At 44.9% G+C, this 23,721-nt stretch carries 22 protein-coding genes; 13 read left to right on the top strand and 9 right to left on the bottom strand.

What is annotated here, in order from left to right; translation table 11 throughout:
* Positions 1-12 precede the first annotated feature (12 nt).
* Both F6K63_RS03725 and F6K63_RS03720 read right to left on the bottom strand, forming a co-directional pair.
* Entirely contained in the window at positions 13-129 is a 117-nt protein-coding gene (locus F6K63_RS03725; protein ID WP_008180095.1) for a photosystem II protein Y, read from the bottom strand.
* Between the two features lie 429 nt (positions 130-558).
* Positions 559-1,080, bottom strand: a complete 522-nt coding sequence (locus F6K63_RS03720; RefSeq protein ID WP_287310846.1) for a gamma carbonic anhydrase family protein — start codon at positions 1,078-1,080, stop codon at positions 559-561.
* Between the two features lie 185 nt (positions 1,081-1,265).
* On the opposite strand from F6K63_RS03720, the gene F6K63_RS03715 reads away from it, so the two are divergent.
* The 3 genes from F6K63_RS03715 (at position 1,266) to F6K63_RS03705 (ending at position 2,630) form a co-directional block, all read left to right on the top strand.
* Positions 1,266-1,772, top strand: coding sequence for a TIGR02652 family protein (locus tag F6K63_RS03715; protein WP_071106008.1), 507 nt, complete (start codon positions 1,266-1,268; stop codon positions 1,770-1,772).
* A gap of 114 nt (positions 1,773-1,886) precedes the next feature.
* The gene (locus F6K63_RS03710; RefSeq protein WP_287265185.1) at positions 1,887-2,324 is read left to right on the top strand and encodes a VOC family protein; all 438 of its coding nucleotides are present in this window, start codon (positions 1,887-1,889) and stop codon (positions 2,322-2,324) included.
* 45 nt (positions 2,325-2,369) lie between these two features.
* Complete coding sequence (locus tag F6K63_RS03705) at positions 2,370-2,630, top strand: hypothetical protein (RefSeq protein WP_287310844.1); 261 nt, start codon at positions 2,370-2,372, stop codon at positions 2,628-2,630.
* Here the strand turns inward: F6K63_RS03705 and F6K63_RS03700 are convergent.
* The 6 genes from F6K63_RS03700 to F6K63_RS03675 form a co-directional block, all read right to left on the bottom strand.
* Positions 2,581-3,789 carry an FtsW/RodA/SpoVE family cell cycle protein gene (locus tag F6K63_RS03700; RefSeq protein WP_287310842.1) on the bottom strand — a complete coding sequence of 403 codons (1,209 nt, stop codon included), beginning with the start codon at positions 3,787-3,789 and terminating at the stop codon, positions 2,581-2,583. The genes F6K63_RS03705 and F6K63_RS03700 overlap by 50 nt on opposite strands.
* Before the next feature lie 6 nt (positions 3,790-3,795).
* Entirely contained in the window at positions 3,796-4,017 is a 222-nt protein-coding gene (locus F6K63_RS03695) for a hypothetical protein (RefSeq protein WP_271969078.1), read from the bottom strand.
* Between the two features lie 285 nt (positions 4,018-4,302).
* Entirely contained in the window at positions 4,303-4,503 is a 201-nt protein-coding gene (locus F6K63_RS03690) for a rod-capping linker protein CpcD domain-containing protein (RefSeq protein WP_071106005.1), read from the bottom strand.
* Positions 4,504-4,789: 286 nt separating this feature from the next.
* Positions 4,790-5,275 (bottom strand): allophycocyanin subunit beta, encoded by a 486-nt coding sequence (gene apcB / locus F6K63_RS03685; RefSeq protein ID WP_070394727.1) that lies wholly within the window; start codon positions 5,273-5,275, stop codon positions 4,790-4,792.
* Between the two features lie 95 nt (positions 5,276-5,370).
* A complete protein-coding gene (gene apcA / locus F6K63_RS03680) occupies positions 5,371-5,856 on the bottom strand; it encodes an allophycocyanin subunit alpha (RefSeq protein WP_071106004.1) in 486 nt (161 codons plus the stop codon).
* 515 nt (positions 5,857-6,371) lie between these two features.
* The gene (locus tag F6K63_RS03675) at positions 6,372-9,644 is read right to left on the bottom strand and encodes a phycobilisome rod-core linker polypeptide (RefSeq protein ID WP_287310839.1); all 3,273 of its coding nucleotides are present in this window, start codon (positions 9,642-9,644) and stop codon (positions 6,372-6,374) included.
* Positions 9,645-10,019: 375 nt separating this feature from the next.
* On the opposite strand from F6K63_RS03675, the gene F6K63_RS03670 reads away from it, so the two are divergent.
* From F6K63_RS03670 to F6K63_RS03645, 6 genes are all read left to right on the top strand, one after another.
* Positions 10,020-11,234: a class I SAM-dependent methyltransferase gene (locus F6K63_RS03670; RefSeq protein WP_071106002.1), complete on the top strand. Its 1,215-nt coding sequence runs from the start codon at positions 10,020-10,022 to the stop codon at positions 11,232-11,234.
* On the top strand, positions 11,231-11,383 hold the full coding sequence (locus F6K63_RS03665) for a hypothetical protein (protein ID WP_287310837.1): 153 nt from the start codon (positions 11,231-11,233) through the stop codon (positions 11,381-11,383). The genes F6K63_RS03670 and F6K63_RS03665 overlap by 4 nt, the downstream gene beginning before the upstream one ends.
* A 138-nt stretch (positions 11,384-11,521) precedes the next feature.
* Complete coding sequence (locus tag F6K63_RS03660; RefSeq protein WP_287310836.1) at positions 11,522-12,487, top strand: glycosyltransferase family 2 protein; 966 nt, start codon at positions 11,522-11,524, stop codon at positions 12,485-12,487.
* The gene (locus tag F6K63_RS03655; protein WP_267875703.1) at positions 12,477-12,605 is read left to right on the top strand and encodes a hypothetical protein; all 129 of its coding nucleotides are present in this window, start codon (positions 12,477-12,479) and stop codon (positions 12,603-12,605) included. Before F6K63_RS03660 ends, F6K63_RS03655 begins: the two co-directional genes overlap by 11 nt.
* A gap of 206 nt (positions 12,606-12,811) precedes the next feature.
* Positions 12,812-13,498 (top strand): response regulator transcription factor, encoded by a 687-nt coding sequence (locus F6K63_RS03650; protein ID WP_071107988.1) that lies wholly within the window; start codon positions 12,812-12,814, stop codon positions 13,496-13,498.
* A 446-nt stretch (positions 13,499-13,944) separates the two neighbouring features.
* Positions 13,945-15,060: a ParA family protein gene (locus tag F6K63_RS03645; RefSeq protein WP_287296168.1), complete on the top strand. Its 1,116-nt coding sequence runs from the start codon at positions 13,945-13,947 to the stop codon at positions 15,058-15,060.
* A gap of 520 nt (positions 15,061-15,580) precedes the next feature.
* On the opposite strand, the gene F6K63_RS03640 is transcribed toward F6K63_RS03645, so the two are convergent.
* Positions 15,581-15,784, bottom strand: coding sequence for a hypothetical protein (locus F6K63_RS03640; protein ID WP_287310832.1), 204 nt, complete (start codon positions 15,782-15,784; stop codon positions 15,581-15,583).
* Between the two features lie 155 nt (positions 15,785-15,939).
* On the opposite strand from F6K63_RS03640, the gene F6K63_RS03635 reads away from it, so the two are divergent.
* The 4 genes from F6K63_RS03635 to F6K63_RS03620 form a co-directional block, all read left to right on the top strand.
* Positions 15,940-16,062, top strand: a complete 123-nt coding sequence (locus tag F6K63_RS03635; protein WP_008180130.1) for a hypothetical protein — start codon at positions 15,940-15,942, stop codon at positions 16,060-16,062.
* A gap of 352 nt (positions 16,063-16,414) precedes the next feature.
* Entirely contained in the window at positions 16,415-17,767 is a 1,353-nt protein-coding gene (locus F6K63_RS03630; protein ID WP_287296170.1) for an RNA-guided endonuclease InsQ/TnpB family protein, read from the top strand.
* A gap of 433 nt (positions 17,768-18,200) precedes the next feature.
* A complete protein-coding gene (locus F6K63_RS03625) occupies positions 18,201-19,256 on the top strand; it encodes a tetratricopeptide repeat protein (RefSeq protein WP_229420143.1) in 1,056 nt (351 codons plus the stop codon).
* A gap of 411 nt (positions 19,257-19,667) precedes the next feature.
* On the top strand, positions 19,668-23,721 hold a 4,054-nt coding region (locus tag F6K63_RS03620; protein WP_287310829.1), incomplete at its 3' end, for a two-partner secretion domain-containing protein.

Here is a 23,721-nt window from a genome sequence, read left to right as displayed (position 1 = left end):
ACGCGCGATTTATTAAGATTTATTCAAATAATTTTGAGCTTGTTTGAGAGCGATCGCACCAATATTGTAAACTACCCAGCCTAGTGCCAGGAGTAAAGGCAATAAGACTATTAATAGACGTAAATCCATGATTCTAGTGTCCTCCCTATAATGCTTGAAGTTTTTTTAACCTCCCACCCCTACAAGGAGTGGGCTTGTTGGTTGAAAAAGTTGCTGTGACTAAGTAATATCACTCCTACCAAGCTAGAGGGGTAACCTCCCTCAGCTTGTCTGCCCTGTACCGGACGGTACGTAGTTGTTTATTAATATAGTCGCACCTATGGGTCAATTTTTTTTAGTTAATTTTTCAGTAACCTGATCACCCATTTGTCCAAGACGTTGGACGGTTCTTGGTAAAACTTAACCAAAGTTAATCAATGTTACCCACACTTGACTAATTGGTAAGGAATCGGTAAAAAGCGATACAGGGCTTTTGTGATCGTGTTTTTCTCAATTATTGTCCATTGTTCCGGGATCGGAAGTTCTCTGTTCCGGGTTTGGGCCAACGGCAGCGAAGTATTAGGTTACACTAAATCCTAAATCTTTGCCTTTACCTGCATGAACTAGAGCCAACTTTTCATAGTGCCGTGCATGTTCAATCAGTTCAGCGGCTTGAGCCTCCGAAACATCCCGTAATTTTTTGGCAGGGACACCGACTACCAGGGACAGAGGAGGAACGTCTTTACTAACCACAGCTCCAGCGCCTACGATACTACCATGACCCACACGAACCCCATCGAGTACCACTGCTCCAATACCAATCAAGCTACCCTGTTCAATATATGCTGAATGAATGACAGCGCGATGACCGACAGTGACATGGTCTTCTAAAACTGTTGGCTTGCCGGGATCTCCGTGTAAAATTGCGCCATCTTGAATATTAGTGCGATCGCCAATCTCGATGCGCTCCACATCACCTCTGACTACAGCACCATACCAAATGCTAACTCCTGCAGCTACGGACACCTGACCCATAACTACAGCATTAGGGGCGACAAAGGCAGCAAGAGACAGATCTGGGGGAGGCCAAAAAGATGTCAATATTGGGGTTTGAGGTAGGGGATGATCCACAATTAATCACAATAGGGAGATAATGGTAATTAATACCTTAGGTTTTACATAGGTTTTAGAGTGGGGTCACTTAGACCAACAGCAATAAATACCCAGTTATAATGATGGAGCCATTAGGTAATAGCATATACCTCTAAGGCAATCTCTAGCATTTAATGATTGATTCTAGCTTGCAGTACCCGATATTCGGTTCAGAAATAAAATGTCCTCACTGCCGTCAGATAATTCCGGCATTGACGTTGACTGACACTTACTTGTGTCCACGTCATGGTGCGTTTGAAGCCAACCCAAAAACTGGGGAACTAATTCATTTACAATCTGGGCGTCACTGGCGTCTATGGCAAGATAAATGGTACCGACAGCACACTCATCCTGATGGCATTCGCTTTGAGATTCACGAAGCCCTAGACAAGCTATACACTGAAGGATATCGGGCAACACGAGTGATTATTGCCAGTCGTTATCGGGATTTAGTGAGTGCCTACCTAGAGCGCAGTACCCCCTGGCGAGGGAACTCAGAGTCTGGCAAACCCAGGTTGTATGGCTTGCCGGTAGAATTTAGCCCAGAACCTGAGGAAGAACCTTGTTGGGCAGTGATTAATTTTGATTTGGAAAAAGAACCAGGGGTACCTGTGCGCTACCCTTATTTCCGATTGTTTTAGTGATTGCTAGATTGGTGAGCACGTGATTAGTGATTAGCGCTTGGTGATTTCAGTACACCTGTTGTTGGTTACAAAGGAATAAGGGTAAAGGAAAAAGGCCAAAGGACAAAACCCATGCATCACGCTTCGATTCGCACAGCCAATATTCATCGCGCGATCGCATTTTATGAGAAGTTGGGATTCACGGTATCTGAACGCTTCACTACCGGCATGACTCTAGCCTGTTGGCTGAAGGGACTGGGTGGACGCTTGGAACTGATCCAAATTCCTGAACCATTACCAGCACCGGATGCCTTTGGGGATGAGCATTATGTGGGATATTACCACGTGTCTTTTGACCTAACTGATAGCGCTACTGACTTGCCAAGTTGGTTAGAGTCCTTGAAAGAAAGTTTTAAAGAGGCTTCTGAGCAGAACCCAGAGCAGTTTCAACCGTTGAAGGTTCTCTTGGAACCTACCCAACAGATGATCGGTAATCGTGTTTATGAGGTAGCGTTTATCGCGGATACTGATGGTTTACCCTTGGAGTTTTTGTATCTGCTAAAAACCTAGACATAGCTAGAAATAGGTTTCAGGGAGTCGGGAGCGGTGCGACCCGTGGTGAATTTAATTACGGGTCAAGCGCACCGAGGGAGTCGGGAGTCGGAATGCCCTGAAAAAAAAATTACTGGTCTGTATAGCAGTTTTTCCCCTAATGAGGTAGACAGAATTTTTGCCCTCTTCTCTTTTCCCTGTTCCGAGATCCGCTGTTCCCTAAAACCAGAAACTCTGTATCTCACCAAATTGAAAACCTCTAGATTGGTCACTTTTACCTTTTGGCTTTTACCTTGTGCCTTCTTTGCCGTCGTTCTGCTATAGACTGGCGGCGAGTTTGTATAGACACAACTTTCGCCTCACTACTCTCTCGTGCCACCCGAATCAACAACCCAGCGGAACACAAACTCGAAATCATCGAACTTCCCCCATAACTAAAGAATGGTAAGGGTAAACCAGTAGTGGGAAGAGCCCCAGAAGCAACGCCAATATTTAACAGAGACTGTCCTACAATAAACAGCATTGCCCCAATCGCGATTAACTGATAGACTCGGTTTCTGGCCTTAATAGCTACAATCACAGCTAGGGTCATGTATGTCATCAACAAAAACATTAGCGCTATACTACCAGCAAAGCCAAATTCCTCAGCAAAGACAGAAAAGATAAAATCAGTGTGTTGAATCGGTAAATAGAATAACTTTTGTTGGGATAACCCAAAGCCAGAGCCCCAAGTCCCACCCGAGCCAATAGCCAGAAGACTTTGAATCAATTGGTATCCATCTCGCATCGGATCAGCCCAAGGATTGAGGAATGACATCACCCGACGCCGCTGGTAATCCTTAATGCTGATACTGAGTACTGCCAGCAGGACACCACCAAATGCTGTACCTCCCAAGTAAGAAAACGGTAACCCTGCTGCTAGAGCAACTAGCCACAAGGTCATCCCACAAAGTGCTGTTGTACTCAGATTAGGCTGTAACAAAATTCCCACCAACACCACCATAAAAATCCCCAGCCACGTGAAACGGGTCCGCCACTGAAGCCGGTCCCACTGCCCAAATACCCGAGCTGCTTGTAACACTAGAAACGGCTTCATTAACTCTGAAGGTTGCAGGGGAACCGAACCGAAAGATAACCAGCGAGTGGCCCCATTAACCGTTGTGCCCACACCAGGAATTAAAGTCAATAACAGCAGCACCAACAGCCCCAGGACCAACCAATGGCTGATCTTTAGCAAATAACGCAACGGTGATCGCACCAATAGGTTAAATCCCACTAAGCCTAAGACTACCCACATCAGCTGTCGCTTGACGTAGTATGTTCCATCCCCTAACTCGACATCTGCGATCGCATAAGAAGCTGAGAAAAGAATTACTATTCCGATCAACAGCCATAGAAAGGTTAACCACTTCAGTAACCGAGCACTCACTGCCCAGTCTGTAGTAGAGGGATTAAATAATAGAATCAGGTTGCGTAGAGCCACGTTTAATCAGGTTGTTTGACTGTTATTTGGTTGACTGTTATTTAGTTGACTGTTATTTGGTTTAAGGTTGAAGGTTATTTGGTTGTTCGCGAACCGTGGCCTTTTGGCCAAGGTTATTTGGTTGTTCGCGAACCGTGGCCTTTTGGCCAAGGTTATTTGGTTGTTCGCGAACCGTGGCCTTTTGGCCAAGGTTATTTGGTTGTTCGCGAACCGTGGCCTTTTGGCCAAGGTTATTTGGTTAAAAGTTATTTGGTTGTTCGCCTTTGGCCTTTGGTTTCTTGTTTATAGCTTTTCTCATAGTAATGAGGTACACAATATTTTTTACCTGTTGCCTGTTGACTGTTGCCTTTTGCCTATTCCCTAACATCCCAAATGTACCTCACCGAATTTAGAAATGCTATATCTTCCCTCTGTTGCCTATGTTCCCATCCCCCCATTTTCCACCAAAAATCAAAAAGGGGTCGTAGTAGACCCCCTGAAATTTTTTTATAAACAGGTATTATGGAAAAATCATTACAAACCGGTGTTTGTACCTTGCTTACCAGTTGCCAGCTTAACCTTAATAATTTTGCCACCCATTTTCTGGATGCGCTGCTGCTCACGGAACCAGTTATCGTAGGAAACTTGCTTGGTAAAAAAAGTATTCTGTAACTCCCGTTGTGTCCTAATTCGGCTTTGGCTTGGCACACAAGCAGTTATTTCAAACATCCGCATGAGGTTATTTCTCCTGGTAAAATTCAAGAAAATTTTAATTCTGGTTTGATTCCAAGATGGCTAAAAAACTCCCTATCGCCTATAGCGAGGGAATAAATTCGTTAATCGAATATCTCAACTATTCCAAAGTCTGGGAGTTAATTGTCAATACTAGACTGTCAAAACTCCTCTGCTTGACTGACCTGAGCCAGATTCGCCTTTAACAAGCTAGCACTCACAATCAACTTCCCAGACCTTAATTACACAGACAACTACAGGCTGGCGAATTCCATCAACACTAGCTAAGTTAGCTTAAGCCAGAGCAGATGTAGTCAAAGTATACACCCATTTCCTTACCGGCATCAGGACCAACTAAGCTAGCGGTAACTTCCTTCATGCCTTGGATGGAATTGGTGGTATTGCCAATGGGAACACCAAGGGAGTTGTAGGTTTCCTTCAAGCCATTGAGTACGCGCTCATCAAGGATAGATGGGTCACCGGCCAACATCGCATAGGTAGCATAACGCAAGAAGTAATCCATGTCACGGATACAAGCTGCGTAGCGGCGAGTGGTGTACATATTGCCACCAGGACGAGTGCTGTCGGAATACAACAGGGTCTTAGCAACCGCTTCCTTAACGATGGTAGCAGCATTAGCACTAATAGCAGTTGCTGCACGTACCCGCAGCTCACCAGTTTGGAAATAGCCCTTGAGCTTTTCCATAGCGGAGTCGTCTAGATATTTGCCTTGGACGTCCGCAGAGTTGATAACAGCAGTAATTGCGTCTTGCATGATTCTATTTCCTTATTTAACTCAAGTTGTGATTATCGGTTCTACAGACAGACTATGCCATCATCAGAACACTAGGCAAAGGGGTATTTATTGCCCTACAACAATCCACCAATCACATAGTCGAAGTAAGAGGCAGCTTCGGCAGCATCGTCTCCAGACATCATGCCAGTAGCGATACCCTTCATGCAACGGACGCTTTCGGCAACAGCATCAATGGAGGTACCTAAAGACTTGTACATTTCCTTAGCACCTACCAGACCAATTTCTTCAATTGGTGTGGTATCACCAGCAACAATACCATAGGTAATCAAGCGCAGGTAGTAATCCATGTCCCGCAGGCAAGTAGCGGTCATTTCCGGACCGTAGGCATTACCACCAGGAGAAACCACATCTGGACGCTTTTGGAATAGTTGGTCTCCAGCTTGCTTAACAATTTGGTCACGGGAGCCTGTCAAGGTTTGAGCAATACGTAAGCGCTGCTCACCAGAAGTAACAAAGCTTTTGATACGGTTTAATTCACCAGGGCTCAGATAGCGAGCCTCAGCATCTGCATTCACGATGGATTTCGTGACAATACTCATAGATGGATTCCTCCAGAAAAAAATATCACCAGGTTTGTTTAAACTGGCATTTCCAAGAATGAACGCTCTCTAACTAACCTTGCGGTGTAATTAGAGCTTCTGTAGCATTGCAGTTACCTGCAATGTGCCGGGTAAATCGCCGTTCTCGATACGCCGTCGGAACTTCAGCCGACGCACGTCCCAGCAAAACTTGGTTTGGCTAACCCCGCCTAAATTAAAGGCCTAAATCAAAGCCTCAATCAAAGCAGGTTAATCATAAACCTACCTTCCGGGAATATTTTGCTACAGATTGTTGACATTTTTCCTAGCTTCGCAACACATCGTAACATTTTCCCTAATAAAGTTTGAAAGGTCAGTTACAGGTTAGTGGCCTGAGTTAGAGGTTAAAGGTTGAAAGTTTAACCTTTAAGGCTAGTCCAACCTACCGACCACCTCCAAACCTCCAAACCTCCAAACCTCCAAACCTTCAACCTTTAACTTTCAACTTTCAACTTTCAACCTTCAACCTTCAACCTTCAACCTTCAACCTTCATAATTAATACTCCCTGACTAACCCGCTGATAGGGGACTACATCTTCACCAAAGAAGCGAGAGTATTCTGCACTATCAACCATAGCTTTTACTGCAGCGTCTAGACCCTGTCCCGCCAACAGCTGCTGGTAGGTTTGAACCTCACCGTGAGTGTTAGGGGTACGTCCGAGTAAGTGCCGGAACAATAACTCGACCACTTTGGCAGGGGGATAAGACTGGTAAAACCGCTGACTATAGGTGTTACTACTCGCCAAGGCTTTAACAAACTGCCGCACGGAAATTTCTCCATTGCGCAGTTGACTGTCTAGATGCTGTTGCCGGTATTTAGGTGGTACTGGTTCACCGAATAAATCCAGGACCTGGTCATAAATGGCATCAATCACCACTGCGGTTTCAACCTGAGAAATGTTTGGGGTGATGCGGAAAATCCGTGTCGCCTTAGCAGATTTGGGATTCAAGGTTGAGTGCTTCCGATTAGAAGAACGACCTACCTTGGCCAGCTCGGAAGGGTTAGTAGCCACCTGCCACTTTTGGGCAGCCATATCTGCGATCGCTTTTCCGGTCAGAGGTAGCTTAGACGAATCCATGCGAGGCTGGACTGGATCAAAGCTTGGTACCACCACATCACTATTCTGCTTGGTCTGCTGATTATACAGCTTCTCGGTGTTGGGGAAATTAGCAGCTGGTAAGGTGGGGAAGCGGCGGTACGGGACGGTATCTTCTCCAAATGCCTGAGCATATTCCATGCCATTGACCATTGCCCCAATAAAGCTTCGAATCCCTTCAGAGGCTAGAATTGCGTTGTAAGTCTGGATTTCCTTCTGATTTAAGGGGGCACGTCCTAGGAAGTGCTTGGTACCCAGTTCAATCACCTTGGTGTTGGGGTAGGGGGTGTAGAACTCTTTGATGTAGAGATCAGAACAACCTAAGCCTTCAATAAACTCCTTGAGATTAATTTCGCCATTGCTCAGTCGGCTTTCCAGGGAGGTAAATGCTGCTTGGATCACATAGGGTTCAAGATCCCGCTCAAATATCTGCCGATAAGCTGCTCCAATTAGGACTTTCAACGCTGGCTTATCATTAAGGTCAATCAGCTTAAAGATCTTGGTTTGTTCACGCTGTACACTAACCCCCTGATTAATCCGGAATTCAACTTCCGGTTCGGTGAGCATCTCTTTGCCCATACCCAGCTCAACAAAGCGAGGTACTTTCTCCTCAGCCATGATTGCCATTGCTGATGTCACGCTACCAGACACTCCGGTGCGCATTTTTAAACCAGCCGCCGTCACATAGCGCTCATAGGGAACCGTATCTTCCCCAAATGCCTCAGAGTACTCTTTGGTGTTGACAATTGCCTCTACTACACCGTAGAAACCTTTTTTATAGGCAACATCATAGTAACTGTTCATCTCGGAGCGCCCATAGCTAGGACGACCAAGCAAACGTCGGTGGATATATTCTATTGCCTTGACCACATACAATGGTGTCCAGTAACGTTTGCGGAAACCATCAGACTTCGCCAGCATTAGGATAAACTCGCGGACGGTAATTTCACCGTTTTCCAGCCGAGCTTCCCCTGAAGTCAGCCGTTCCCCTTCATAGGGCATAAAGCCAAACACTCGCAGGTAACAGGCACGAATTACCCTTTGAGTAGAGCTTTCAGCAAATTTGATACTCTTGTCTTGTGTACTAGGGATCTGGTCAAGGCGGATCACCTTAGAGCCAAGGGAACCGGGGGACATACCCCTTGCCCCTGGATTACTATTTTGGTTATTGATTCCTGGGCCTTGGTGGATCAGCAGGCGTTTAGTATCTTTGCCAAAGAGAGCGGGGGTGGTAGTAGGATTCCGGGTTTCTTTCGGGAAAATTGCCCCAAACTGAATTTCCAACGAGTCATTACCAGAACCATAGACATGTTGGTCAGGCAGCGGTTGCTCGTACTTGGCAAAGGTATTGAGAAACTGGGCATCCTTACGGAAGGGAGCACTATAGCGCAACAAATCTTGCTGCATGCCCCAGTTACGGCATTCTTGAGCCTCTTGACCATAACCCCTCAGATAGGGAACCGTTTCTTCCCCAAAGTAATCCGAATATTCCTGAGAATCCACCAGGGCATCTACTAGAGCGGGTAGACCACCATCGGAAACAATCGAGAAGTAGCTTTGGACTTCTTCCCTTGAAGATGGACCCCTACCTAGGAAATGGCGGAAAGCCAGTTCTAAGGCTCGACTATTGATAAAAGGTTCAAAGAATTGCTTCCGGTATAGTTCAGATTTGCCCAAACGGCGAACAAACTCCTTCATGGAAATGTTCCCGTTTTTAACTAGAGATTCCAGATAAGAAATCGACAAACCGTAGGCGCGGGTAATGTCACGCTCAAAGATTTGCCGGTAGGCAGCTTTAACTACCTCAGTTTTTTCTGAGGATGACAGACCGGGCTTCATCACAAACTTAGGACGCCGCTCGGCTGCATTAAAGTAACTTTGGGGCAATTGCAGCCCTTGTTGGTCTATGGAAGGCCGTTGCCGCAGTTTATCGGAGGGTGTAGCAGCTTTAAATTCGTTCAGGGTAATGTCAAAGTACTGAGCAACAATCTCCTGTGCCGACTGATCACCTTTGAAATAATCTAGTGAAGCCGCCCGCATTCCCTGGATTGCCACGATGGTGGCATCAGCTGAACAAGCATTTTCAATGACTTCCCGCAAACCTCGAACATTAACCACTAGGATGTTGGGATCACCAGCAACAATGGCGTAAGTGATATAGCGCAACATCCAAGATAGGTCCCGCAAGGACTTTTGCATATTCCTCGGGCCATAGCGGTTGATGTCGATGGGACGGAAACCCGGTGGGGTTGGTCCAGTCGGAGAACTAAACAGAGCGCGGAATCCCCCAAACAATCCACCTCCACTCTCGACAAAGGTACTAGTTCCCAAGGTTTTGGTGTCGGGAACACCTGTAGCGCCAGCCCCTACTAGGGCAGGTGCTTCCTTAGGCTTTTCCAGGAAAGCCATTGGGGAACCACCCACAAAAATCCGGTTAGCCGCCTTGGATACGATTAGGTCTGAGTTTTTGGTGAGCAGATTAGCAATTGCTAAACGCTGTTCTCCGGAACGGAAGTAATCCAGTAGCTCGTTGATCTCTCCATTTCCTAAGAAGCGGTCTTGCTGTTCTGCTTGGATAATGGTTGCCGATGGGACAGTTTGATAGAGTTGCACAGGGGCAACTGAGCTTCCACCACTTGCCTTGACACTCATTGGTTTGTTAAAGCTCCTAAATTTTTATGCTGTCATTGCGGACTTATGCCGCAGTTAATAAACACGTTTTAGACACCCATTTGGTGGGTAGGCATTTGATGTTAGTCCTATCCAATCTCACTTTGGAGCAAGGGATAAGGATAACCTACTAGGTCGTAGGTTCCCTAGAATTTCCCAAAATGGATGTCATTGGTAAACTCGACTAGCTTTTAGATTAAAACTTTTCTGATCTCTACGGTTTATTTATTAAGAATTGTATAGAATTTAGGGGATCGAGTTCAGGATTGATGGCCATTGATCCCAGTAAACCTTTGAGATTATACTTTATTTTCGTAAAAAATTTCCCCGAATAATTAAGTTTTGTAAAGTTTTGTGATGAAAACCTCTCAAGAAACCGCTGCTGCCGTTGAGCGCCTCTACGATACCTACCCTTTTCCCCCAGAACCCTTACTCGATGAGCCACCTCCTGGATACAACTGGCGCTGGAATTGGCGAGCTGCTTATAGTTTTTGTACTGGGCAAACACCCCAAAGAGAGGAGATTCGGATTCTAGATGCTGGTTGTGGGACGGGGGTAGGTACAGAGTATCTAGTTCACCTCAATCCCCAAGCCTCAGTGGTGGGGATTGATCTTAGTGCTGGGGCTTTGAAGGTAGCCCAGGAACGCTGTCGCCGCTCAGGTGCTGATCGGGTCGAGTTTCATCACCTGAGCTTGTACGATGTTGACCAAATCGAGGGTCAGTTCGATCTAATTAATTGTGTGGGAGTGTTACATCACTTGCCAGACCCGATCCGTGGGATTCAATCTATAGCTAAGAAACTAGCACCGGGGGGCTTATTTCATATCTTTGTCTATGCTGAATTAGGACGCTGGGAAATTCAGTTGATGCAGCAAGCGATCGCACTTTTGCAGGGTCAAAACCAGGGAGACTACCAGGATGGGGTGAAGGTCGGTCGTCAATTATTTGAAGCTCTCCCAGAAAACAACCGAATTGTCAAGCGAGACCGGGAACGCTGGGCTTTGGAAAACCATCAGGATGAATGCTTCGCGGATATGTACGTTCATCCCCAAGAGATTGACTATAACATTGAAACCCTATTTGAACTAATCGATGCGGCTGGCTTGGAGTTTCTTGGGTTTTCCAATCCCCGCTACTGGCAGAAAGAGCGCTTATTTGGCAAGAATCCAGAGTTAATGGCACGCTCAGAACGTCTGAGTGAACGGGAGCTATATCGGTTAATTGAATTATTAGATCCCGAACTGACTCATTATGAGTTTTTCCTCACCCGTCCTCCCTTAGAGCGAGTAGATTGGTCAGAGGATAAAGACCTGTTAGCCGCAATTCCAGAACGGCACCCTTGTATGACTGGTTGGCCAAGTAAGTCCCTATTTGACTATGATTACCAGCTGGTTAAGCTATCAGAGGAGGAATTTACGTTTCTCGAAGCCTGTGACGAGAATGGTAGCTCACCCGACGACTCATCCCAAAGCCAAACTGTAGCAGAAATTATTAAGCATGTTAACTTCGATTTAGATGGAGTGCGATCGCTACTCCAACGGCAGTTGATTATGCTCAAAATTGATAGTTGATAATTCAAGCATTCAGCGGTCAGCGGTCAGCGGTCAGCGGTCAGCATTCAGCGGTCAGCGGTCAGCGGTCAGCGGTCAGCAGTCAGCGGTCAGCGGTCAGTGGTCAGCGGTCAGCGGTCAGTGGTCAGCGTGGCACAGTAGGGCATTAGCTGATACGCGACACGCTGATAGCACCTCAAGTAGCGTGCGCGTAGCGCTTAAGCTGATAGCTGATAACTGATAGCTGATAGCTGATAACTGATAGCTCCATCCCTGTTCCCTGTTCCCTGTTCCCTGTTCCCTATCAGATGACAAATGACAAATGCTTGCCCAAGGTTTCAGTAGTTGTACCAATCTACAACGGTGAAGCAGATTTACCAGAGTTAGTCCGTTGTTTACAGGAACAGACCTATCCCACTGACCAAGTAGAGTATCTTTTAGTGGATAATAATAGCAGCGATCGCACTGCCTCACTAATCGAAACTGCCGTTACTGAGGGAGCATCTGAGGGCATAACTTTCCACTACATCCTGGAAGACCAGATTCAAAGCTCCTATGCAGCCCGTAACAAAGGAATTCGAGCAGCCAAGGCGGAAATAATTGCCTTTACTGATGCAGACTGTCGTCCCCAACCCCATTGGTTAGCAGACCTGGTCTCACCCTTTGCTAACGTTAGTATTGGTATTGTTGCTGGTCAAATCATCGGGTTGCCCGGTAAAACCTGGCTAGAAAAACACGCTGAGTACCATAATGTTCTATCTCAGGAACATACCTTAAACAATTCCTATTGTCCCTACGGTCAAACCGCTAACCTAGCAATCCGAAGGCAAGCATTCGAGGAAGTGGGATTGTTCCGTCCTTACCTAACCACTGGTGGTGATGCTGATATGTGCTGGCGGATTCAAAAGCAAAGCAACTGGCAATTACACCTTGCTCCAACCGCTATAGTGGAGCACCGACACCGTTCCACTTTTCGGGAGTATCACAGTCAATGGCATCGCTATGGTCGCTCTAACCGTTACTTACATCAGCTCCATGGTGTGCCCTTGATGCGGGATATTCCACCAAAGGAATATCTGTATCGGATCAGTCGTTGGTTGCTGAAAGAACTACCGCGCAATAGTATTAATGCGATCGCAGGCAAAACCGATCCCATTGAGCTAATCAGCACACCGATTGGTCTGTTTGGAACTTGGGCAAGAGCAAAGGGACAACAGCAAGCCCGGCTGCCAGACAAAGCTGATCAGATAGAGTGGCTTTCCCATGAAACCTGATAGCTGCATCCCGATTCCCGATTCCCGATTCCCGATTCCCGTTCCCCTCCTGGGAGGGGTTAGGGGTGGGTTCCGATTCCCGATTCCCGATTCCCGTTCCCCTCCTGGGAGGGGTTAGGGGTGGGTTCCGATTCCCGATTCCCGATTCCCGATTAATCAGAAATCACTTATTAGGTTCATGTAGGGTGGGCAGTGCACCAGACAGATAATCAAGCTTGCAAAGCCCGTTGGTAGGCACTGCCCACCCTACGATTAATGACAATGGTGCAAGATCTCAGTCTAAATTGCGCTACACTAAGGGTAGTAGGGGTTAAGGAATTAGCGATGTCAGCAAAACTCTTATTGGTAGACGACGAACCAGGAGTAAGGGAAGCGGTCAAGGAGTATTTGGCAGAATTTGGTTTTACTGTACAGGTTGCCAGCAATGCTAATGATGCTTGGCAGATGTTACAGCAGAACACACCCGAACTAGTAATTTCTGACATCATGATGCCCAAAGTAGATGGGTATCAATTCCTACAGCAGCTTCGAGATGACCCCCGTTTTAAAGCACTCCCAGTAGTGTTTCTGACCGCCCGTGGCATGACCTCAGATCGAATTCAGGGTTATCAGGCCGGTTGTGATGCGTACCTACCGAAGCCCTTTGATCCAGATGAATTAGTCGCTATTGTTCAGAACCTCTTGGAGCGTCGCGCTGCTAGCTCTGAAGATAGTGTAGGCAGTACAGAACTTGAAAAAATAGCCAAGCAGGTGGCTGAAATCCGGGCAATGTTAGACCAGAAGCATGGGATTGTCCAAACTCCTCCACCGTTGCGCATTGATTTTACAGCTAGAGAGCAGAGTGTCTTAGATTTGGTTGCCCAAGGGCTAATGAATAAAGAAATTGCCCGACGTTTAGAGACTAGTGTTCGTAATGTTGAGAAATACGTCAGTCGTCTGTTTAGCAAAACCGGAACTAATAGCCGTACCGAGTTAGTTCGCTATGCTCTAGAACATGGTTTAACTAAGTGAAGGTTTAGCCTATCCTTAGGAAGAGCACAAACAGGATTGTCCATCGTGGGATGGGCTTAGGCACGCTTCGGAATATGCGATCGCAAATCGTTTAGGAGTGTGGGCAAATCCGAATGCAGTTAAACCAAGGAATTAAATAGGTATTTTGAAGTGCGGAATGTAGGTTCTAGGTTTTTTAGGGGTTGGCAGAGTATTTTTGAAATTGTTAAGATCCATTAAAGACCTGTCAAATAGTTGGCGTTGCTGAATTAAGGAATGAATGCGCGATCATCTGGTGAAAGTTAAAGCCCCCGTTGGTCCCCCAATTCTGGGGGACTTTTAGAGTTTTGTTCCCCCCAGAATTGGGGGGCTAGGGGGGCTAAACCATACCCAGAATCAGCAACGCCAAATAGTTTGCTATAAATAACATAATCGGGTGTTTAAATATTAAATTCAGGAGCATCTCAGTGAAGTTAATTTCGGTTTTTAACAATAAAGGTGGTGTGGGTAAAACAACTCTTACATATCATTTAGCCTGCGCTTTAGCAGAACTTGGTAAAAAAGTTTTAATGCTTGATTTAGACCCTCAATGTAATTTAACTATTTATGGATTAGATTCAGAAAATTTACATAAAATTTGGCAGGATGAAGATGGATTCATTGATGATTTCAATGCGACCCGTAAGAAATTTGAAGATTCAGATTTTGAATCTTTTAATAGAAATCACAGAACAATTCATTATATTCTTAAGCCTATAGAGGATGGCATAAGCGAGCCACAATCTCTTCCTCGTCCAATTGAAGTAGCTACAAACCTAGATTTAATTCCAGGTCGTCTAACCCTACATATGTACGAAAATAAAATTGCCGAACGCTGGGCTGGTTTATATAGCGGAGAACCACTCTCAATTAGAACCATAACTCAAATTAGAGCTATAGCTCGTAGATATGCTTCCGAAAGTAAATATGACTTTATAATTGTGGATACATCTCCAAGTTTAGGAGCTTTAAATAAGGTAATTATATCTACAGTTGATGGTTTTTTAGTGCCTTGTTTTCCTGATATGTTTTCTTTGTATGGAATTAGAAATATTGGTAAATCTTTACTTGAATGGAAAAAAGATTTTGATACTATTTATACCCTTATTTCTAGTGAAAAAAGAAATGAATTTCCAGAAAGGTTTGTGAGCTTTCTGGGATTTACTATATACAATGCCAAAAAATATTCAGGTCGTACAACCCTCAATCTTGCTCAAGCTGCTTATAATTATGCAAATCGTATCCCTCAAACAGTTAGGGATTATATCAGTTCTGAAGTTCGTCAACACTTAGATGACGAGATGATTGATAATCCGATTGGCGATCAAGAAGTTATGCATACACATAATACATTACCTTCAATGGCTCAAAAGTATAGAGTTCCAATTTGGAAAGTTCCTGATGTAACTAATCTCGAAGGAACAGACAGAAATACAATTATAGGTAATCAAGCAATTTACAAGGCAACAAAAAATGCTTATAAAGTTTTTACTGAAGACTTGCTAAGGAGGATAAATCGTTTGAACACTAATCCTGAAGTGTAACGAAATGCAATCATAAATACCTCGACCCACAATCATCGGAATTGTGAGTCGAAATTATGGCAACTGAGACTGCAACCATAATTTCTCAGCCCAAATTATTTTCAACCATAATCCCCCTCTTAACATTCTTTAAAAACGTGTTCAAAAATACACTTATCTCGGCTGTTGCGTTTGATGACACAAACCCTAGATTGACTCGATTACCTGGCGATACCACTTTTGATTCCTTATTTTTTTGACTTCAAAACTCAAACGTTTAATTCAGACAATACTTTCACCATTAGACTGAGTCTTGCGACCAGCTTCTCTTAAACTAGAGCCACTACATTGAGCGATCGCACTAGCCTCATCCCCAATTATAGGAAATTCACCACGGACAACGGCTGTAGGTTCATCTATCTTCTCTGGTAGGTTTTGTGTAGCTGAAGTGCTAGCTATGTCCGAGTGAGCTAGCTTTAGCGTTCATTGCTCCTAGCAAGCTTGCTGAGATCCGGAAGTTGACTTAAACCCGATTATCCTTTTACATGATTGACATTCCCCGCTCTAAAGCGACGGGTGCGCCTTCATGATAGGGTTTCACCCAGAACTGCATCATCAAGACAGGGATTGAGGACAACAGAAGAAAAAATATCCCTTGACCAATAAATTCCTCAAGCACGCTTATATCCCCGGGATGAATCACGGGGGCTAATGCCATCACGTTCGTCAGTTCCAATAAAATCATATTCCCTTCGGCTAAAGAGCAAACTAGATCACACTTTAGTCAGTATTAACTTAAGTAAAGTTACGTTAAGATACTTTGCATTTTTTTATCAACCTTGGCAAAAGTTTGTTATCGTTCATTATCGGCATACATAACTTTAAGAAAGGACAACAGACATGAAGACTTCTCAAACTCCCAACCATTTGGGTCAATCAGTGGCTTTAGGTCTTGTTTTGGTGGTAGCCAGTGTTGGTATTTTCATCCTGATGATGGTCCAAAGTGGTGCTTTGCAGTCTTAATGATCGTTATCGAGTCTGGGAGCTTGAGGGGAAAAGAATACCCTATCCCTCTACAGGGTAGGGTATTCTTTTCCCCTCAAACAAATGCTTACGGTAGTACGCCAGTTTTTCCTAGCGCTTCTAAATTCTAAATATTGCGATAAAGTTAAACCAGTTTTAGCCGCCATCTGTTTTAATCCATTATGGTTGGCAGGCTATGCGTAAAAGGGTTAAAACTTTTGGATTAAGGCTACCTTACTGTAGGATTCGGCTCCAGCCTTTATGGGTGATTGGTTTTGCATAAAAGGTTTAAGTCTTTTGTAATAAGGCTCCACTATCTAAGATTTCGTTTCCGGAGAAAAAGGTCGATGCCATGCAATTGGGTTACGCTTACAAATTAATTCCGAATCGAACACAAGAAGCTACCATGAACCGATGGTTAGAAATGCTTTTGGCTCAGTACAATTACTTGTTGAGAGATAGAAGCGAGTCTTATGAACAAGTTAAATCACCGAAAATGGGAGATTACTGTGACTTAAAAACTCGTGGAGAGGCGTGCCCATTAACTTGCTCGGTAAATAAGTCAACATCGATCGGATATCCCTGGAAAAAGAGTCAGAAAAACCCTCGAAGAAGTACTTACGAGATTCAAAGTTCAACTCTCCCTACCCTCAAGAAAGAGCGTCCTTGGTACAAAGGGATCAATTCAACTGTTTTGCAACAAATGTTGAGACAGTTAGATGTAGCTTTTTCTAAGTTTTTCAAAGGAGAAGCAAAATATCCCAAACCTAAAAGACGTTCTCGTTTTCGTAGCTTTAAGTACTCACCAGGGCAAGTAAAACTAGATTGCCATAAAATCTACTTGCCAGGTATAGGATGGATGCGTTTTCATAATTCCCGTCCTATTCCAAATGGTTTTACTATGAAGTCCGTGACCGTTCGCCGGAAATCGCGAGGGTGGTTTGTTAGTATCCAGATCGAAGATAAATCCCTACCGTTACCCCCGGTAAAAGCTGCTAATGAAATTACCCCCTGTCGTGTTAAGGGATGTGATATAGGAATTAGAAAGCTTGTTAGTGTTTCTAATGGGGAAACTATTCAGAACCCAGCCAATACCAAGAAATATAAACGTCAATCTAGGCGTTTAAGATTAAGACAGCGATCTGCAAGTCGGAAAAGAAAAGGCTCAAATAATCGTAAAAAGTCATTTAGCAGAGTAGCTTCGTTGCACGATTGGATTACTAACAGTCGTTCTGCATATCATTGGGAAACGGCTAAGAAGCTAACCGACGGAGCAGATGCCCTTGTGTTTGAGGATTTAAACATAAAAGGGATGAAATCCCGTTGTAAGCCAAAACCCAATGAAAATGGTGGCTACGATTACAACGGACAATCGGCTAAAAGAGGTCTTAATCGTGTAATTTCTGATGCTGCCTGGGGTGAATTAGTAAAAAAGGTTGAAGTCGTGGCTGCAAAGTCAGGCATACCTGTGATCAAAGTCAATCCCAGAAATACATCTCAACAATGCCCAAGATGCCATCATGTTAGTGCAGACAATCGAAATGGTGAAAAGTTTGTTTGCACTGAGTGCGAGTATCACGATGATGCTGATGTGAATGGAGCAGTCAACATCAAGAACAAGGGTCTCAAAAAACTGGGCATTGACCCTGCCCAGCTACCTTCGGTGCGAGGGAAAGTCACGCCCACGGAGCTAACAGCCGTCTAGGTTGTGCCTGGGAATCCCCGTCCTCTTAGGTTGGGGAAGTTCAAGGATCAGGCTTGCCATCTCTGGTTCAACTTTCCATGAAACTCAAGAACCCCACCTATAGCGCTATAAGTGGGGCATAAATAAGACATCTACATATATAGATCTAAAAGAAGATTGTTAAGTTATCAAAATTTAACCTTGACATCCTTCATGACTAACCCTTCCGGTCTAAACCGGAAGGGTTATTATCATAAGTTGACCAGAAGCAAACCCGTAGCTTAACATAAGTTAACCAAAATTTATCCCAACTAACCCTTCCCGATTAGCGGGTGTTCATGGTAAAACTCATCAGTAAGTGAACCTCCCAAAGTACACTAACCTGATGACGATGAAAAAATTGACCTTGCTAAAGCAAACTTTGTTCCTCCTTCTTAGCTTATTTTTTTCCGTAGTGGCAACCCCCCTGCCAGAAATTGCTGAAGCAATGCCAACTCTGGTATCTAGCCGACAGCAGTATAATCCACAGCTCAATGACCTTCTTCATCAAGCACGAGAGTTGGTAGATGCGGGTGACTATCAGGGAGCTGTTGCTGTTTACGAAGAAGCAGCTAAGCTGGAACAAGGAAACCCTAAGATTTTTTCGGGCATTGGCTACTTACAAGCAAGTCTGGGCAAATTCCAAGAAGCTGCCGCCGCTTACAAAAAAGCGATCGCACTCCAGCCAGAAAATCCTAATTTCCATTACGCACTGGGTTACAGTCTGGCCAATGCTGGGGACAATGCTGGTGCTGCTACGGCCTATCGTCGTGCCACTAGACTTAACCGGGATAATATTAACGCCTATTTTGGTTTGGCCATTACCCTGCTACGTCAAAAGGACTATCAACGGGCCATAGAAACCTATGAAAAAATCCTGGAAATTGAGCCAGACAACCTAACAGTATACCAGTTAATCGGTGCAGCTTGGTTAGAGCAGGAAAATTCCGAAGAAGCCATAAAAGTGTTCCAAAAGGCAGCGGAAATTGCTCCGAACGAAACCCGTATCCAACTAAGTTTGGGCACAGCTTGGTTGATACATGGGGATGAGATGGCTGGACTGGCGGCTTTTGAAAAAGCGGTGAAATTAGCGCCTCGTAATCCTCAAATTCACCTCCAGATCGGTCAAATTCTCGAATCGAGAGGGAATTTATCCAAAGCCCTCAAAGCATTTCGTCGAGCAGCTTCTGCCAAACCTGATTTAGTAGAAGCACAGGAGTACATCGGGAAAATTCTTCTAGCCCAAGAACAATACGTACCAGCAGTAGTGACCTATAGACGTTTAATTGAACTGGCTCCGAAAAATGCCCAAGCTCACTATAACCTAGGAGTAGCCTTAAAAAAACGTTCTCGCGTCACCGAAGCCCTCACTGCTATCGAAAAAGCCCTAGAACTTTACCAGAGTCAACGGGATAACGAAGGGATTGAGCAGACCGAGTCTCTGCTGAAGCAACTGCAAGAGTTTCTATAAGGATCAGTCAGTGAGGGAATCATATTAAGTCCTGATAATTACCCTTAATCAAAATCTAGCTCATCTGTCCATCTCCCTATCTCCCCATCAATCTCTTTTATTTTAGGTATTCAACCGGACTTGAGATTAGGGGATAGAATTGCTATGCCTCAAGGCAACTTGAGACTATAGGGCATTGCGCGATCGCAATAACGGTACAGAAACTATCAATCCGCACCACTGTCTTGATGCAATAGCGAGTGGGGGAAACCCCCTTTGGCCGACTGCATCGCTTCCGTAAATTTTTGTTAAAGATAACCTAAAAATTCCGTAAACTCCCTGGCTTTCCCAGGAAAATAATAATATATAGGTCAAGTTACTTGACTGCTATCGGTACTCCAGACAACTAGCTAGTTGTGGAGAGGCGGACAGATGAATAATCAGCAAAGTAAGTCCTCAACCAGAGGGCTAGGGATATTGCCCTTAACTGAAAAAGCCCTAACCCTAATCGGATGGGTGGTTATTGCTTTTTCTGGGAACTATGCTTTAGCCCAGATTACCCCGGATCAAACCTTGGGTAATTTTTCTTCAGTGGTAACACCAAATGCAACGATTAGGGGAGAGCCAGGGGATTTGATTGAAGGGGGAGCAGCGCGAGGTAGTAACCTGTTCCATAGCTTTCAAGATTTTAACGTTGGTCAGCTACAGCGGGTTTACTTTGCCAATCCAGCCGGAATCGAGAACATTCTCTCTCGGGTGACCGGGAGTAATATCTCCAACATTCTAGGCACTCTTGGTGTCGATGGTGGAGCGAATCTGTTTTTACTCAATCCCAATGGCATTGTGTTTGGCCAGAATGCCAGGTTGGATGTGGCAGGTTCCTTTTTCGCCAGTACAGCCAATAGTTTAGTGTTCAACAACGGTACAGAATTCAGTGCCACTAATCCACAAGCCCCCCCTTTATTGAGTATTAATATTACTCCGGGATTGCAGTATGGCTTGAATCACCCCAAACCCAGCCAAATCACGAACGCTGGTTATTTAGTAGTCGGGCAAGACCTAACCCTAGCTGCTGGTCAGCTTGACTTACAAGGTCAACTAATTGCTGGGGGAAATTTGACACTCCATGCAGAAGATACAGTTCAAATAAGGGATAGTATCGGGCAACCATTTATTGCCGCTGCTGGCGGTAAGTTATTGATTCAGGGCAATCAAGGGGTGGATATATTTGCCTTGAACCATCCAGACAGTGGTCTTTTTTCCGGTGGAGATCTGGTTTTGCGATCGCAAAATACTGTCGGAGGTGATGCCCACTATTGGAGTGGTGGCAGTTTCCGGATTGAACAGCTCGATGGCAGTCTCGGAGATTTATTTAGTCCCGATGACCCGATTATTCGCTCAGTTGGGGATGTTAGTTTCAACAGCTATCTAGGCACCTCCCTACATATCGTGGCAGGGGGAGCGGTAGATATCGGCTTTGTGATCATTACAGGTAATGAAACAGGTACAGAAGGAATCGACTTTATTTCCGAATCCATTACCTTATCTAATGGCACAGTAGTCGATATTAATGGTCAGGCTGAACCGACTCTTGATATTCGTGCTGGAGTAGATCCGAATCAAGTTGGTATCCCTGGACTTACAGGCAACCAATTCTTGCTTGACTTTTCCGGTGACTTTTTCAATATCTTTGGTACACCCACTATTACCGATACTGCCACCAGTGCAGATATTAAAATCGGCACCATCGCTTTTGCTGATGTCAATTTATTCAACTTGAATATATCTCCCAATAACCTGTTGGCAGGAAAGGTTTTGCTAACCAATCAGTACAAGCCTAATCCTTCACTAGCAGGAGATATTGAAGTTTCAGCTACTCTAGGTTCGTTAGTGCCAACTCTAGCAAATCTAGCCATTCAGAACGGTGAAATATCCAAGGGCGGGTCAGTTACTATCGATTCTCGGGGTAGCATTACTCTCAACGGTATAGTTAATACCATTGCTATTCCAAATAATAATCAGTCTAACTCTTTCTCTGGCAATGGGGGTGATGTCACGTTTTTGGCCAATGATAATATCACCCTCAATCCAGGTTCTTTCATTGCTTCTGCTGGAATAGAGGGAGGTAAGATCACCCTCAACAGCGGTAGCAACTTTTTGCTTGATGACTCTGGTGTTGTTACTGTTACAACTGGGGCAGGTGTAGGAGGAAATTTAATTGTCAATGCCCCTGAGTCAGTGACATTAATTAATAGAGAAGGGTCAGGCTTCAGCAATTTGGGGGAATTGGTCACCAACTTCACCAATTCCAACTTGCTAGAACGGCTCCTAGGTTTCAATGGGTCTGGCTTGGCAACGGTTACAACTGGACCAGGTAATTCTGGGGACTTAACCATTAACACCAGAACCTTGAGTATCCAAAACCAAGCCCAAAACCAAGAATCACGGAGTCTAGCTGGAGCTGCTACTGTCACTTTACGTGATAGTAGTGGCAATAGTGGAAATTTAACTGTTAACGCTGAGTCAGTAGACATTGTCGGCAACGAAACAGCTCCATTTATCCCTACTCCTAACGAACGAGTAGCCTTGGCTATCAGAGCTATTCCCACGGGGTTGACGACTGCTACTAACAGTACTGGTAAGGCAGGGGACTTAACCGTTAATACCCAACGTTTAACGATTGAGAATGGAGCTGGAGTAACCACAGCAACTGTTAACAGAAGGCTAGACAACGCAAAGGATGGGGGAAATTTAACCATAAATGCCACTGAGTCAGTGACATTGTCGGGCAAGGTTACCTTGGCTAGCGCTACCTTGAACTCAGGTGATGCCGGTGAGTTAAAGGTCACAACACCCACACTGACTCTAGAGAAGGGAGCGGTGATTGCTTCTGATACCACTGGTTCAGGGAATGCTGGGGAATTAACGATTAAGACCGAGAAACTTTTAGTACGTGATGGCTCCAGAATTGGCGCAGCAACAGGAAATAGTGGTACGGGAGCCAATATAACAGTCATCGCTTCGGACTTAGTCGAGTTAGTTGGCACTGCTGTCGATGATGAGAATAATGTAGTTCCTAGTGGAATATTCGCTAACTCTCAATTCATTAACGATGAAATAAATCCACTTGGCGATGCTGGCAGCATTAACATTGAGACAGAAAAGTTGATTGTCCGGGATGGAGCAGTTGTATCGAGTTCTACCGAAGCCGCTGGGGCTGGTGGAACGATAACTATTGATGTTAATACTCTCGAAATTACGACTGGTGGACAACTTCGCACCACTGCCTTTGGGGATGGTCGGGCTGGTAACATTACCCTGAATATCGATAACAGGGTGGTGATCGCAAATCCCAATAGCGGACTGTTAGCAGAGACTGAAGGGGCTGGGGCTGGTGGAACGATCACGATTAATACTCAAGACTTAACACTCCAAGATGAAGCACAGATTTCTGCATCTACCTCTGGTACAGGAACGTCTGGAAACATTGTTGTTGAGAATGCTGACTCTGTCCAGCTTGCCGACAACAGCTCAATTTCAACGGAGGTAAAGGCTGGTGCAGAGGTAAACCCTAGCCCAGGGCAGGAAGTGGGTAATATTAATCTAAAAACGCGATCGCTTACTTTAACCAATGACTCTGACATAATTGCCAGCACCTCTGGGCTTGGGAATGCCGGTAGTATCACCATACAAGATGCTCAACAGGTTAACCTTGATCTCAACAGTTCCATATCCACCGCAGTAAATACTGGTGCAGTTGGGAATGGTGGCAATATTGATCTAAAAACCGAGTCCCTATCCCTAGATCACACCTCGACAATTGAAGCAAGTACTGCCGGTACCGGAAATGCCGGTAGTATCAAAATCCCAGATGCTGATTCGGTTAACCTTGATCGGAATAGTTCGATATCGACAGCAGTAAACTCTGGAGCAGATGCTGAAAAAGCCGGTAATATTGATCTAAAAACGCGATCGCTTACTTTAACCAATGACTCTGACATAATTGCCAGCACCTCTGGGCTTGGGAATGCCGGTAGTATCACCATACAAGATGCTCAACAGGTTAACCTTGATCTCAACAGTTCCATATCCACCGCAGTAAATACTGGTGCAGTTGGGAATGGTGGCAATATTGATCTAAAAACCGAGTCCCTATCCCTAGATCACACCTCGACAATTGAAGCAAGTACTGCCGGTATCGGAAATGCCGGTAGTATCAAAATCCCAGATACCGACTCGGTTTCCCTTAATCGGAATAGTTCCATATCCACAGCAGTAAATACTGGTGCAGTTGCCAAAAAACCCAGCAATATTGCGATTAAAACGCGATCGCTTACTTTAAACAATGACTCTGACATCACTGCCAGCACCTCTGGGCTTGGGAATGCCGGTAGTATCACCATACAAGATGCTCAACAGGTTGACCTTGATCGCAATAGTTCGATATCGACAGCAGTAAACTTTGGTGCAGATGGCGATGGTGGGA

It is taken from the genome of Moorena sp. SIO1G6 (assembly GCF_010672795.1).
GTDB lineage: Bacteria > Cyanobacteriota > Cyanobacteriia > Cyanobacteriales > Coleofasciculaceae > Moorena > Moorena producens.
This window is presented reverse-complemented; position numbering and strand designations above follow the sequence as displayed.

Excerpts from the sequence above, each read along its gene's own strand:
- F6K63_RS03675 (WP_287310839.1), bottom strand. The coding sequence starts at position 9,644 with ATGAGTGTCAAGGCAAGTGGTGGAAGCTCAGTTGCCCCTGTGCAACTC.
- F6K63_RS03715 (WP_071106008.1), top strand. The coding sequence starts at position 1,266 with ATGATTGATTCTAGCTTGCAGTACCCGATATTCGGTTCAGAAATAAAA.
- F6K63_RS03670 (WP_071106002.1), top strand. The coding sequence starts at position 10,020 with ATGAAAACCTCTCAAGAAACCGCTGCTGCCGTTGAGCGCCTCTACGAT.
- F6K63_RS03655 (WP_267875703.1), top strand. The coding sequence starts at position 12,477 with ATGAAACCTGATAGCTGCATCCCGATTCCCGATTCCCGATTCCCGATT.
- F6K63_RS03640 (WP_287310832.1), bottom strand. The coding sequence starts at position 15,784 with ATGATTTTATTGGAACTGACGAACGTGATGGCATTAGCCCCCGTGATT.
- F6K63_RS03660 (WP_287310836.1), top strand. The coding sequence starts at position 11,522 with ATGACAAATGACAAATGCTTGCCCAAGGTTTCAGTAGTTGTACCAATC.
- apcB (WP_070394727.1), bottom strand. The coding sequence starts at position 5,275 with ATGCAAGACGCAATTACTGCTGTTATCAACTCTGCGGACGTCCAAGGC.
- F6K63_RS03630 (WP_287296170.1), top strand. The coding sequence starts at position 16,415 with ATGCAATTGGGTTACGCTTACAAATTAATTCCGAATCGAACACAAGAA.
- F6K63_RS03690 (WP_071106005.1), bottom strand. The coding sequence starts at position 4,503 with ATGCGGATGTTTGAAATAACTGCTTGTGTGCCAAGCCAAAGCCGAATT.
- F6K63_RS03725 (WP_008180095.1), bottom strand. The coding sequence starts at position 129 with ATGGATTTACGTCTATTAATAGTCTTATTGCCTTTACTCCTGGCACTA.
- F6K63_RS03650 (WP_071107988.1), top strand. The coding sequence starts at position 12,812 with ATGTCAGCAAAACTCTTATTGGTAGACGACGAACCAGGAGTAAGGGAA.
- F6K63_RS03710 (WP_287265185.1), top strand. The coding sequence starts at position 1,887 with ATGCATCACGCTTCGATTCGCACAGCCAATATTCATCGCGCGATCGCA.
- apcA (WP_071106004.1), bottom strand. The coding sequence starts at position 5,856 with ATGAGTATTGTCACGAAATCCATCGTGAATGCAGATGCTGAGGCTCGC.
- F6K63_RS03635 (WP_008180130.1), top strand. The coding sequence starts at position 15,940 with ATGAAGACTTCTCAAACTCCCAACCATTTGGGTCAATCAGTGGCTTTA.